The sequence below is a fragment of the Corynebacterium sp. HMSC074C11 genome (genome assembly GCF_001809455.1).
GTDB classification, from domain to species: domain Bacteria; phylum Actinomycetota; class Actinomycetes; order Mycobacteriales; family Mycobacteriaceae; genus Corynebacterium; species Corynebacterium amycolatum.
This window is the reverse complement of record NZ_KV797736.1, coordinates 39,431-51,982: the sequence shown is the minus strand read 5'-3', so window position 1 is coordinate 51,982 and position 12,552 is coordinate 39,431. Positions and strand designations below refer to the sequence as shown.

Below are 12,552 nucleotides of genomic sequence, written 5' to 3'. Positions count from 1 at the left end.
TTGACGCTTTACGACGATGCCGCACCCTCGGCAGCCACGACGCTGCGCGCAATATCCGCTGCACCAATCAACCCGGCATCGGCACCCAGTTCAGCGACCCGCACATCCGCTACCGGACGATAGCCAGCACCGGTGAGATTGCGGGCAAACTCGGCCTTGGCCTTGTCCAGGTATAAATCAGACGCCGAGGCAACACCGCCACCGATGACAATCAATTCCGGATCAAAGACATCGCCCACCATCGACAGACCACGCCCGAGCCAGGTAGCAAAGTCATCAATCGCGGCCAGAGCCAATTCATCCCCCTGCCTAGCAGCCGAGACGACATCGGTACCAGTTACCGAGCCGGCCACGAGCCCGTCGGTAAGCCGCGAGAAGTAGCGGCCGGATTCAGAGAGCTCCTGAGCTGTGGTAACCAGCGCCGTACCCGAGCAGTAACGCTCCAAGCAACCACGCTTTCCGCAGGAGCAGGGACGACCCTCCGGCACAACGGTGAGGTGGCCGAATTCCGGCGCCGTGCCGTACGCGCCCCGGTAAATCTCACCACCCCGCATCATCGCGCCACCGATTCCCGTACCCAGCGCAAACAGCACCCAATTATCCGCACCGCGAGCCGCACCAAAGCGATACTCGCCCCAGGCGGCCGAGTTGGCATCGTGCTCAAGCTGCAGAGGGCACGGGAGAAGCAAGGATAAACGCTTGACGACATTCGCATCGCGCCACGGCAGATGCGGGGCGAACCGAACCGTCTGGCGGTCAGAATCCAAAAAACCAGCTACAGCTAAACCGATGGCGCTGACATCTGGAAAACGTTCAACCAAGCGCTCGGATGTCTGAACAATGCCACGTTCAATGGCATCCACACTGCCGTCAGAACTAGTCTGAACTCGATACAACACCTGCCCATCAGCGCTGATAACTGCAGCGCGCAGGTTTGTTCCACCAATATCAAAACCGATAGCCGGGCAATCAGCGGCGGCGGACTCGTCTGAGCTCGGATGAATCGGAATATCGGTGGACATAACAGTTGATTATAAAGGGATTGCGCAGGTTCGGAGAATTCGGCGAGCCCGAGCAGCCATGACCTCCCAGGTCCACGACTGCACAACATGCTCCCGACCACAGGCTCCCATCGCCGCCGCGCGCTCCGGATCATCCAAAATTTCAACCAGTCCGGTGGCGACGCTGCGCTGCGAGACCCCGTCGACAACGATGCCAGTTTCACCATCGATAACTGTCTCCGGGGCGCCACCAGACTTGCCGGCTATGACAGGGACACCGCAGGCCTGTGCTTCCAAGTAGACAATGCCGAGGCCTTCTACATCGAGGCCACGGCCTCGGGTTCGGGCGGGCATGGCGAAAACGCTGGCTGCATTGTAATAGGCGGGGAGATCATCATAGGAGACCTTGCCGGCAAAAATGACCTGCTCGGAGACCCCAAGCTTTGCTGCCAGCTTTTCCAACTCTCGATTCAACGGACCGACGCCCACAATCAGCAATCTGGCACCTGGGTGCTGCTCAAGAACCTTAGGCATGCTGCGAATCAGCATATCTTGCCCTTTGCGGCGCACTAGCCGAGAAATACAGACGATAAGCGGCTGGGACTCACCAATTCCGTGGTGCTGCCGGATCTTCTGTCCCGCCTCGGGGTCCGGGGAAAACCTCTCGATATCGACACCAGAAGGCAGGTGTTCAAACGCTGTTTGCGGGCCAAAGGCTGTCGCAAAACGACCACGGGTGTAGCGGGAAATATAGGTCACAACATCGGAGTTCTTACCAATTCGCCCCAGCATCTGGCGGGCCAATGGCAGCATCGACCAGCCCACTTCATGTCCGTGAGTGGTAGCAACGATGCGGGTAGCACCTGCGCGACGACATGCGTCGGCAAGCAAACCAAGTGGCGCGGCGGCACCAAACCAGACGGTGTCAATGCGTTCGGCGCGAATGATCTGAGCGGCGCGACGAGCTACGTGCGGCAGTGGCAGCAGCACGGAATCACGCATGCGGTAAACACGGTACGGTAGCGACTCGTCGTAGGCGCGGAGCTTTTCTTTGGAAGCTCGCGAGGATGCGAGGACTACGAGGTTCTCTGGATCCAAACGAGCACAGAAATCGCGCAGGTAGGACTCGATTCCACCATCGCGAGGCGGGAAGTCATTCGTAATGAGCAGTACGCGCGCAGACATGGAGTCGAGTTTATCTACCTTGACTAAAAAGACGCGAAGTCACCTGCCGCTAGTTAGAAGCGGACAGCGCCTTGGTACGGGCCGCCCTGGTCGATGGAAACGACCTGGACCGGAATGCCGTAGTCGGAAGCATGGACAATCTGACCATTGCCGATGTACATGCCTACGTGGGTAATGCCCGGGTAGTAACCGATGATGTCACCTGGCTGCAGCTGGTCACGGCTTACCGGGGTGCCACCGGCGAGCTGTGCCTGCGAAGTACGCGGAATGGACTTACCAATCTGCTGGTACGCCCAGTACATCAGACCGGAACAGTCGAATGCGGAGGGACCAGCAGCTCCCCACGAGTACGGGGAACCCAGCTTCGACATCGCGGCATCAACTGCGGCGGAAGATCCGAGCAGTTTATCCAGCCCTTCGGTAATTGGGTTGTTCTTGGAAATCCAGATTTCCCGCTGTTCGGGGCTCAGCGCATCAACCATGGACTTGACATGCTCGGCGCGCTCATCAAATTCAGCGCTGCGCTTGTCCAAATCATCGCGACGCTTAGCCAGACCATCGAGCTGCTTGCGGATATCTCCCTGCAGACGCAGCGCATTGGCCTTACCCTCCTCGGCATCCTTACGGGCTTGCACCGCACGGCTGACGACTTCATCGTTGTCGCGGAACATCTTATTGATGTAACCGGTACGGTCGATAGCGTCCTGAGCACTGGCAGATCCCAGTGCGGCCGACAACGGGTCGACGATTTCACCACGCATCCGCTTCTTCGCGAAGTAGGAAATCTCGCCAGAGAGCGCCTTGAGGTCATCCTGTGCTCGGAGAACCTGATCCTCAGAGCGCTTCAGCTCCCCCTCGGCGTGCCGGAGTTCCTCTTCCTTGGCCTGAACCTGAGAATCCAGCTCGGTAACTTCCTCCGAAATCGCTTCGGTATCCCGAGAAATCTTCTCCAGCTCTGCAATAATGCCGTCTGCAGTAGCCAGATCCGGGGCTGGCTGTTCATCCTGCGCAGACGCAATCGGCGCCAAACCTACGGAGCCAAAGGTTAGCCCAGCCACGACCGTCAGCCCGACTACACCGCGACGAGAGTTGTGGCGACGGCGAGAGGCACGGTGACGCGACAAATCCAAACCCTTTTCAAATTGTGTATTCAAATTTCTTCCCCGAAAAACAAAACATCAAACCGCTTGACGCATTCGAGCAAATTGTAGCAGCCTTGCCGCGGAACAACACACCGACAAACCGCCAGCACAAAGGGGTATCCAAAGGGAGTAATCAGGATAGCCCTTCGACTCCACGCATTGCGTAACCACAGGGCAAAAACAAAAATGAGGCGAGCGCCCCCCATAGTGCTTTACGACGCACATAGCGTCAGCACCCGGGCGCTCGCCTCAGTGCCCCCTCATTAAAAAAGAGCCAAGGCTCTGCGGGGCATCTAAGCCCCGCAGTTTGTCATCCGTTCAAACAGATTAGAAGCGGACGAAGTTGTGAACCGGCATGTAGTTCATCGGAGCTTCCTTGACGACATCGCCGGACTGCGGAGCGTGAATCACATTGCCGTTACCGGAGAAGATGCCGACGTGGGTAGCGCCAGAGTAGAAGGAAACGATGTCACCCAGTGCCGGGCTGGAGACCGCGGTGCCCTGGGAAGCCTGCGCCTGGGAGGTGCGCGGGATCGACTTACCGACCTGCTGGTATGCCCAGGAGGTCAGACCGGAGCAGTCGAAAGAGTTCGGACCGGTGGCACCCCACACGTACGGGGAACCAATCTTGGAACGTGCGGCGGAGACGATAGCCGAACCAGTGGACGGTGCTGCAACGTTTGCAACGCTGCCGGAGGTAACCTCACCTGCGACATCATTGAACTTGCCAACAACATCCTGCAGACCTGCAACCTGCGGGGTATCGAAGCCGTTCAGTGCGCCCTGGATGTCGTTCAGCGGGTTAGCGTTAGCGGTCGGAACTGCGAGAGCGGTAACGCCGGCGACGGTTGCGCCAAATGCGACTGCGTTGCGTGCAAAGTTAGAACGGCGGTGGTGCTTGCCCATTGTTTTGAAACTCCAAAATCTTCCTGTTTAGCCGACCGGGTTAGCTGACGGGTTCGGAAGAATGGAAGACTTCCTACCCTCCGGGATTTCCCTTTGGGATTCACCCCATGGTTCGAGGTGGGTCCCCGGCTCGAATCCCCTGAGGTTCTCACTACTTAGCCCCTCAGGACCTTCGATAAGGCTCTGTGTTTTCTTATCAATGACCGGCACCAACTCAGTGGCCCCGTTTCAATGTCTCGATAAGGTTACGAAATGGCATCAAGTTTTGTCTAGCCACTTGCCAAGAAAACCGCTCAAGGCCCGGTTGTTACCATCGATAGAACTAAACCGTTACCAAGCTGTTACAACTAGACACTCCCCCTATTGCGGAATAATAACAGTTTGATAAACGTGTTACTACCTGGCATTTTGAAGTCCGCCGAGAACTTTACACTTAACGCCTTAAGGTCGGAACATTTTTATCGCGGACTCAAAACGTGTTTTATGTCACACTCCAGCTTGTAGTAGCTCAATTTGCTCAAGTTTCACAGTTTTAACACTACTAGGAGCGCTCAGAATAGGATTATTGACGTGAATTCAGGACAACAGCACTTCCCTCTCGAAGGCTCCGTCGATGATTCTCTTTTCAACACCACCTTTGTCGTCGTAGACCTAGAAACGACTGGACTAAAGGCCAAGAACGACCACATCATTGAAATTGGGGCCACCAAAACCCGTGGCGGCAAGACAATTGGCACCTTTTCCAGCTTCATCGACCCCGGCATGGAGATTCCCGACCACATCACATCTCTCACCGGCATCACTACCGCCGATGTTGAAACTGCCCCACAGCTCGGCACAGTTATTACTCAGTTCCTCGAATTTGCCCGGGGAAGCGTCTGGGTTGCGCATAATGCCAAGTTCGATATTGGATTCCTCCGCCAGGCTTGCACAGATTTGGGCCTAGATTGGCCAAGCCCCAGCGTCGTAGACACTCTCACGTTGGCGCGTCGCGTCCTTGACCGCTCACAAGTTGGCAGTTTCAAGCTCTCACAGCTCGCACGGTACGTCGGTTCTCCGAATCGCCCCACCCACCGGGCGCTTGACGACGCAATCGCAACCGTCGACGTCCTTCACTACCTCATGGAGAGACTAGCCGGCGATGAAGTACAAACAGCGTCCGAGCTAGTGCATTACTCGCCGACCGTCGCTCCGGAGGTTCGTGCTAAACGGCATCTTGCCGATCGAGCTCCGCACACCCCTGGTGTCTATGTTTTTCGGTCAAGAAATGACGACCCCTTATATATAGGTACAGCTCTCGATTTGCGACGTAGACTTCTGCAGTATTTCAACGGCACTGATTCTCGTCGCAAGATTACGGAAATGGTCTCTCTAGCCGAACGCGTCGAGATCATCGAATGCCCGCACGGCTTCGCTGCAGAAATCCGCGAGGCTCGTCTGATCTCTGCACTCCGTCCGCCCTACAACCGACAACGTACCGAACCGACCCGCGGCTGGTACATCATCCCCGCTAGCCCCGGTCGGCCTGCCAAGATTAGCCGAACAGTCACCGACGCCCGCAGCCTAGGTCCTTTCCGCACGCGCGACACCGCTACTGCCATCCGCGACAGGTTCTCCGCACTTAACGACGACTTTGCGATAACAACCGCCCAGATCTCCACCACCGGCGCAGACGAGATCGCAGACATGATTGCTGAGATATCAGCACTTGCCGAAGCACACCGCTTCCAACGCGCGGCAGTGCAGCGTGACCGCACTGCGGAGTTCATTATCAGCTTGGATAAGCAGCAGCGCCTGAGCATGCTTGCCGCCATCCCATCTCTGCAAGCCGCTTTCCCCGATGGCAATGGTGGCTGGCACCTAGCGGAAATTCGCTATGGCAGGTTGGCCGGCGCCAGCACCGCACCGCGTGGCGCGGATATGAGCTACATCATCGACCTCATGGAGAGTTCAGCCCAAACAGTCACTCCAGATGACTCCTTATATAAAGGAGCATCAATTGATGAACTCAGTATTGTCTGGAAATGGCTGCAGCGCCCGGAGGTACGAATAAAGCCCACCGGAGGCGAGTTTTCCTACCCCAGGTTGGGCGCAGGAAAATACCTTCAGTGGGCAATTGACGCGCAGCAAGCACGTCGTGAAGCGCGACGCGAACCTTAATCCTTCATCGCCGCGGTAACGATGTCCAGGCACAGCCCCGACTGGAGCGTTTCCTTGACCTCTTCAATGGAGTCGGCCATAGCTTCCTTTAGCGGACAGCCACCCAGACCACGCGAAATGGCGATTGCGGCGGCGGAGTTAAGGATGACTGCATCGCGAATCGGACCTTCGAGTTCGCCAGCCCAAATGCGACGTGCAACATCAGCGTTGTACGAGGGGTCACCGCCACGCAGCGCGTCAATTTCGGAGTACTCCATGCCATAGTCATGTGGATCGATGACATCTTCGGCAACTTCACCGTTTTCCACAATAAAGACCTTGGTGGGGCCAGTAACAGTAATCTCGTCGAGACCATCGCTTCCGCGTACCACCAACGCGCGCTGACCACGGCGGGCGAAGGTGTCCGCCATCGTCTCCATCTGATCTTCGAAGGCACAGCCAATCAAGCTTGCCTGCGGGCGTGCTGGATTCGTCAGCGGCCCCAACAGGTTGAAGACTGTCGGAACCGCTAGCTCCTTACGCACCGGTCCAGCGAAGCGCATGGCCGGATGAAAGCGAGCGGCAAAGAGGAAGCGCACGTAGAAGTCCGGATGTTCCGGAGAAGTAACGAGACCGTTCTCAATGTCGATGCCAAAGGCCTCTAGCATGTCAGCTCCGCCCGACTTCGAGGAAGCCGCGCGGTTACCGTGCTTGAGCACCGGCACACCACTGGCCGCGATAACAATCATGGACATCGTGGAGATGTTGACGGTATTTGCGCCATCACCACCGGTGCCGACGATATCGACTGCACCGCGCTCAATAACACCGGCGAGCTGTGGATCATGAACTGGGCGGGCAAACGAAAGCATGCCCTCAGCCGCAGCATCGAGCTCGGCAGCCGTAATCCCCTTGGCGAGGAGACCGAAAGCAAACGTTGCGGTCTGGATGTCTCCGGAAGCACCTGACATGATCTGATCCATGGCGAATCGAATGCCCTCACCGGAAACTTCGCGGCCAGCGCCAATCGTGGAAAGAACATGGCGCCAGTTTTCGACCGCCCTCTTATCGCCGATCTCGCTCATCGCCACTCCCTTCCACTAGATAGTCAAGTCTGTACTCGTACTTTATTAATACAAATGCACCTAGGTGCTGCTGGTTATTCCGCCCACCAGATGCACCACATCACGGGGCTTTCTGGAAAATCCCACCGTGATGTACGTAATAAGACAAGATACCTCCCCCATATATCCAGCGCATCACCAGGTCCGCCTTTTGCGTTCGCCGAAAATCTCACCCCCATTGGGGCAACTGGAAAAATACGATATTAAATAGAGCCGAACCTGCGATAGACTAACCGACAGCCGATGCCGCAGTATCGCTAACCCAGGTTCGCCGAAGGTGAACCTGGCAGTCCAGGGGGATGGACTCCGCGCACCGCGGCACAACAAAACCCTCGAATTCACCCGCGTCGGATAAAGACACTGGAAAGTTCCCAACAGGGGGAAAAATTAGTGAAATTCTCAGAAACCTTTCCTTGCGACCTGGGATTTTAGGAATTTATATACAAAAATGGGGGTTGCAACGTGACTACTCCTTAAGAACAGTACATACTGTTAGATGTGACGAGCGCAGTTGAAAATCAAGGTATGACAGCACCACGTCGTGCTGCGACACTGAACCGACCGAATATGGTCAGTGTCGGCACGATTGTGTTCCTGTCTCAGGAATTAATGTTCTTCGCCGGTCTGTTCGCGATGTACTTCGTGTCACGCGCGAACGGCCAGGGCGATTCGTGGGATTGGGGTACCGGCCACCTCAACGTCCCGTACGCACTAGTGATCACCGTGATCCTAGTGTCGTCTTCGTTCACTGCCCAGTGGGGCGTGTTCGCGGCCGAGCGTGGCGACGTTTTCGCACTCCGTAAGTGGTACGCACTGTCTACCGCCCTGGGTGCAATCTTCCTCGTTGGCCAGGCTTACGAGTACTTCACCCTGGTTAGCCACGGTCTGACCATTCAGAACTCCATTTACGGTTCGGTCTTCTTCATCACCACCGGATTCCACGCAGCCCACGTTCTCGCGGGTGTGCTGGCCTTCGTTGTGGTGCTTATCCGTACCTCCAAGGCGAAGTTCACCCCGGCACAGGCCACTGCTGCCATTGTGGTCTCGTACTACTGGCACTTCGTCGACGTCGTGTGGATTGGCCTGTTCATCACCATCTACTTCATCCAGTAGGCCGTATTGGCCGTTCTTTGTTTAGTACGGCCTACAGCCCATCCACTTTCCACGAACAGTCTTAAAGGGAAAAAGATGGAAAACACTACCTCCGAAACCAAGGACACCACGTCCTTGGCTGCGGCCCCGAAGTCAAAGGGCCGCCGCAAGATGCGCCGTACTGCCTCCGGCATTATGGCTATGGCTCTCGCCCTCACCGGCGCGGGCTTCCTCGCTAATGCTCTGACCCCTGATGCACAGACGGCTACTGCTCAGCAGGATGAAGCCGCAATCATTCAGCAGGGTAAGGAGCTTTATGACGTTGCTTGTATTACTTGCCACGGCGCCAACCTCCAGGGCGTTAAGGACCGCGGTAAGTCACTGATTGGCGTCGGCGAGGGTTCGGTTTACTTCCAGGTTCACTCCGGTCGTATGCCGATGCTTCGCAATGAGGCTCAGGCAGCACGTAAGACCCCGCGTTACTCCGAAGAGCAGACGCTGGCTATCGCAGCCTACGTCCGGGCTAATGGTGGCGGCGCAGGCATTGTCCGCGACGAAGACGGCTCCATTGCTATGGAGTCGCTGCGCGGTAAGAACGCCGGCCCGAACGGTGAGCTTGACCAGGCTGACGTTGCTCGCGGTTCCGAACTGTTCCGCCTGAACTGTGCATCCTGCCACAACTTCACCGGTCGTGGCGGTGCACTGTCCAGCGGTAAGTACGCACCAGTCCTGGATCCTGCAAATGAGCAGGAAATTTACCAGGCCATGCTGACCGGCCCGCAGAACATGCCGAAGTTCTCTGACCGCCAGCTATCTGCTGACGAGAAGAAGGACATCATCGCCTACATCAAGAACTCCAAGGAAACTCCGACCCAGGGTGGTTGGGGTATTGGTGGCATCGGCCCGGTTGCTGAAGGCCTTGTCATGTGGATTGTAGGCATCGTCGCTCTCGTAGCGGCCGCTCTTTGGATTGGATCCCGCCGATGAGTAATAACGAAAACAAGAAGTACAGCTCCGAAGAGCTGTCAAAGATGAGCAATGCGGATCTCGCTCGTCTGGGCGCTGAACTCGACGACGTGACCATTGCCTACCGCAAGGAACGCTTCCCGATTGCCAACGACCCGGCTGAAAAGCGCGCGGCCCGTGGCGTCGCCATCTGGCTGGCTCTGTCGGTCATTCTTGGCCTGGCATTCATCGCCATCTACCTGTTCTACCCGTGGCACTACAAGGGTCACGGCGAAGAGGGGCTGTGGCTGTACACCATGTACACCCCGCTGCTGGGTATCACCATCGGTGGCTGTATCGTCACCCTGGGTATTGGTGCAGTTAAGTTCACCAAGCGCTTCATCCCGGAAGAGATTTCGGTTCAGCGCCGCCACGATGGTCCGTCCGAAGAGGTCGACCAGAAGACCATCGTTGCCCTGCTGAACGATTCTTGGCAGACCTCCACCCTGGGCCGTCGCTCCGCCATCAAGGGTCTCCTTGGTACCGGTGCCGTCCTGGCTGGTATCGGCATGATTCTTCCGCTTGGCGGCATGATTAAGAACCCGTGGAAGCCACGCCACGACGTTGACGTCACTGGTGACGGAACTCTGTGGACCACCGGTTGGACTCTTGTCGAGCAGGGCCACAAGGTTTACCTCGGCCGCGACACCGGTGCTATCGCTGAAGAGGGTGCACACGGCTACACCACCAAGGGCGTTTCCCGCCTGGTTCGCCTCCGCCCAGAGGATCTGTCCGCAGGTTCTATGGAGACTGTCTTCCCGCTTCCGGAAGAGGACGTCAACGACGGCGACAAGTACTCCAAGGATGCCGATGTCTACGAGGCACACATGCACTCGATTCACGGCTCCCGCAACTCGGTCATGCTGATTCGTCTGCGTTCCCAGGACGCTGAAAAGGCAATCCTGCGCAAGGATCAGGAAGACTTCCACTACGGCGACTACTTCGCCTACTCGAAGATTTGTACACACATTGGTTGCCCGACTTCTCTGTACGAACAGCAGACGAACCGTATTCTCTGCCCATGCCACCAGTCGCAGTTCGATGCACTGCACTACGGCAAGCCGGTCTTCGGTCCAGCTGCTCGCGCTCTTCCGCAGCTGCCGATCAGCGTTGATGAAGAAGGCTACATGTACGCAGAGGGCAACTTCGTTGAGCCCGTCGGTCCGGCATTCTGGGAGCGTCAATCATGAGTAATCCAACGAAACTAGCAACCGCTGCTAAGAATATGGATGACCGCTACACCCTGTCTGGCGGCATGCGTAAGCAGCTCAATAAGGTATTCCCTACCCACTGGTCCTTCCTGCTGGGTGAGATTGCACTCTACTCCTTCGTAGTCCTGCTCTTCTCGGGTGTTTACCTGACTCTGTTCTTCGACCCGTCGATGTCGAAGGTCATTTACGACGGTGCCTACGCGCCACTCAACGGTGTCGAGATGTCTCGCGCCTACGAGACCGCCCTGCAGATCTCCTTCGAGGTTCGCGGTGGTCTGTTTATTCGCCAGATCCACCACTGGGGTGCTCTTCTGTTCGCCGTGTCCATCATGGCGCACATGTTCCGCATCTTCTTCACCGGCGCATTCCGCAAGCCGCGTGAAGCTAACTGGGTCATCGGTTCCATCCTCCTGCTGCTGTCCGTGGCAGAGGGCTTCATGGGTTACTCCCTGCCGGACGACCTGCTTTCCGGTGTTGGTCTGCGTATTATGTCCGCAATCATCATCGGTCTGCCGATTATCGGCACCTGGCTGCACTGGATGATGTTCAACGGCGACTTCCCGGGTGACATGATCATCCCACGCCTGTACATTGCACACGTGCTGATTCTCCCTGCTCTGCTGCTGGGCCTGATCGCCGCTCACCTGGCTCTGGTCTGGTACCAGAAGCACACCCAGTTCCCCGGCGCAGGTCGTACCGAGAACAACGTCGTCGGCGTTCGTATCCTCCCGATCTTCGCGGTCAAGTCCGTTTCCTTCGGTCTGATTACCTTCGGCTTCCTGGCGCTGTTCGCTGGTATCTTCCAGATCAACGCAATTTGGAACCTTGGACCGTACAACCCAGCGCAGGTTTCCGCCGGTTCCCAGCCGGATATCTACATGCTGTGGACTGACGGTGCTGCCCGTGTCATGCCGCCGTGGGAGCTCTACCTGGGCTCCTACACGATCCCGGCAGTCTTCTGGGTCGCCCTGCTCTGTGGTATTTTGGTCGTCCTGCTCTTCGCCTACCCGTTCATCGAGGCGAAGATCACCGGCGACAACGCCCACCACAACCTGCTGCAGCGTCCGCGCGACGTGCCGGTTCGCTCCGGCCTGGGTGCCATGGCTCTGGTCTTCTACACCCTGCTGACTCTGTCCGGTGGTAACGACCTGATTGCATACCACTTCCAGATCTCGCTGAACGTGATGACCTGGGTTGGCCGTATCGGTCTGATTATCCTGCCGCCGATCGCTTACTTCGTCACTTACCGAATCTGCATCGGCCTGCAGCGCTCTGACCGCGCTGTCCTGGAGCACGGCATTGAGACGGGCATCATCAACCAGCTGCCTGATGGTTCCTTCATCGAGGTCCACCAGCCGCTAGGCCCGGTCGACGAGCACGGCCACGCCGTTCCGCTCGAGTACCAGGGAGCTTACGTCCCGAAGACCATGAACGAACTGGGCGCCGCTGGTAACCCGGGTCGCGGTAGCTTCTTCAGCCCGGACTCCCCGGAGATCGCCGAAGAGGCAGCTCGTATCGAGCACGAGAACCACGAGCAGCAGGCTCAGATGTTCCGTGACCTCGAAGCTCAGAACGCTGAAGAGCGTCGCCAGCTCGAGCACTAAAACTCCGCGGTAGATTTTCTACTGCGCTCAAATAAGACCATCCCGGTCCGCATCCACTTCGGATGTCGACCGGGGTGGTTTTTTGTTCCCCAGATTCTTTCGAGCTCGCCTTGACTCCCACATATGTCAGATACCAAATCTGC

General features: G+C 57.2%; 10 protein-coding genes and 1 riboswitch. Of the genes, 5 read left to right on the top strand and 5 right to left on the bottom strand.

What is annotated here, in order from left to right; translation table 11 throughout:
• Positions 1–8: 8 nt before the first annotated feature.
• The 4 genes from HMPREF2614_RS06675 to HMPREF2614_RS06660 form a co-directional block, all read right to left on the bottom strand.
• A complete protein-coding gene (locus HMPREF2614_RS06675; RefSeq protein WP_038625851.1) occupies positions 9–1,022 on the bottom strand; it encodes an ROK family glucokinase in 1,014 nt (337 codons plus the stop codon).
• A 9-nt stretch (positions 1,023–1,031) separates the two neighbouring features.
• Positions 1,032–2,186 carry a glycosyltransferase family 4 protein gene (locus HMPREF2614_RS06670; RefSeq protein ID WP_049182158.1) on the bottom strand — a complete coding sequence of 385 codons (1,155 nt, stop codon included), beginning with the start codon at positions 2,184–2,186 and terminating at the stop codon, positions 1,032–1,034.
• Positions 2,187–2,239: 53 nt separating this feature from the next.
• Entirely contained in the window at positions 2,240–3,310 is a 1,071-nt protein-coding gene (locus HMPREF2614_RS06665) for an NlpC/P60 family protein (protein ID WP_370643284.1), read from the bottom strand.
• Between the two features lie 345 nt (positions 3,311–3,655).
• Entirely contained in the window at positions 3,656–4,234 is a 579-nt protein-coding gene (locus HMPREF2614_RS06660; protein WP_016423023.1) for a C40 family peptidase, read from the bottom strand.
• Between the two features lie 14 nt (positions 4,235–4,248).
• Positions 4,249–4,391: riboswitch (cyclic di-AMP (ydaO/yuaA leader) on the bottom strand.
• Between the two features lie 413 nt (positions 4,392–4,804).
• Here HMPREF2614_RS06660 and HMPREF2614_RS06655 point away from each other — a divergent pair.
• Positions 4,805–6,394, top strand: coding sequence for a DEDD exonuclease domain-containing protein (locus HMPREF2614_RS06655; protein WP_049182162.1), 1,590 nt, complete (start codon positions 4,805–4,807; stop codon positions 6,392–6,394).
• Here HMPREF2614_RS06655 and trpD read toward each other — a convergent pair.
• A complete protein-coding gene (trpD, locus tag HMPREF2614_RS06650) occupies positions 6,391–7,458 on the bottom strand; it encodes an anthranilate phosphoribosyltransferase (protein ID WP_049182164.1) in 1,068 nt (355 codons plus the stop codon). The two genes, HMPREF2614_RS06655 and trpD, sit on opposite strands and share 4 nt — an antisense overlap.
• A 537-nt stretch (positions 7,459–7,995) precedes the next feature.
• Here trpD and HMPREF2614_RS06645 point away from each other — a divergent pair.
• The 4 genes from HMPREF2614_RS06645 (at position 7,996) to HMPREF2614_RS06630 (ending at position 12,409) form a co-directional block, all read left to right on the top strand.
• Positions 7,996–8,610 (top strand): aa3-type cytochrome oxidase subunit III, encoded by a 615-nt coding sequence (locus HMPREF2614_RS06645; protein ID WP_141737489.1) that lies wholly within the window; start codon positions 7,996–7,998, stop codon positions 8,608–8,610.
• 75 nt (positions 8,611–8,685) lie between these two features.
• The gene (locus tag HMPREF2614_RS06640; RefSeq protein ID WP_038625863.1) at positions 8,686–9,576 is read left to right on the top strand and encodes a cytochrome bc1 complex diheme cytochrome c subunit; all 891 of its coding nucleotides are present in this window, start codon (positions 8,686–8,688) and stop codon (positions 9,574–9,576) included.
• Positions 9,573–10,784 carry a cytochrome bc1 complex Rieske iron-sulfur subunit gene (locus tag HMPREF2614_RS06635; RefSeq protein WP_038625865.1) on the top strand — a complete coding sequence of 404 codons (1,212 nt, stop codon included), beginning with the start codon at positions 9,573–9,575 and terminating at the stop codon, positions 10,782–10,784. The genes HMPREF2614_RS06640 and HMPREF2614_RS06635 overlap by 4 nt, the downstream gene beginning before the upstream one ends.
• On the top strand, positions 10,781–12,409 hold the full coding sequence (locus tag HMPREF2614_RS06630) for a cytochrome bc1 complex cytochrome b subunit (RefSeq protein WP_038625867.1): 1,629 nt from the start codon (positions 10,781–10,783) through the stop codon (positions 12,407–12,409). The genes HMPREF2614_RS06635 and HMPREF2614_RS06630 overlap by 4 nt, the downstream gene beginning before the upstream one ends.
• Positions 12,410–12,552: the final 143 nt, after the last annotated feature.

What these genes read in the sequence shown, in the direction of transcription:
- HMPREF2614_RS06630 (WP_038625867.1), top strand. Translation starts at nt 10,781, where the DNA reads ATGAGTAATCCAACGAAACTAGCAACCGCTGCTAAGAATATGGATGAC.
- HMPREF2614_RS06635 (WP_038625865.1), top strand. Translation starts at nt 9,573, where the DNA reads ATGAGTAATAACGAAAACAAGAAGTACAGCTCCGAAGAGCTGTCAAAG.
- HMPREF2614_RS06675 (WP_038625851.1), bottom strand. Translation starts at nt 1,022, where the DNA reads ATGTCCACCGATATTCCGATTCATCCGAGCTCAGACGAGTCCGCCGCC.
- HMPREF2614_RS06640 (WP_038625863.1), top strand. Translation starts at nt 8,686, where the DNA reads ATGGAAAACACTACCTCCGAAACCAAGGACACCACGTCCTTGGCTGCG.
- trpD (WP_049182164.1), bottom strand. Translation starts at nt 7,458, where the DNA reads ATGAGCGAGATCGGCGATAAGAGGGCGGTCGAAAACTGGCGCCATGTT.
- HMPREF2614_RS06670 (WP_049182158.1), bottom strand. Translation starts at nt 2,186, where the DNA reads ATGTCTGCGCGCGTACTGCTCATTACGAATGACTTCCCGCCTCGCGAT.
- HMPREF2614_RS06660 (WP_016423023.1), bottom strand. Translation starts at nt 4,234, where the DNA reads ATGGGCAAGCACCACCGCCGTTCTAACTTTGCACGCAACGCAGTCGCA.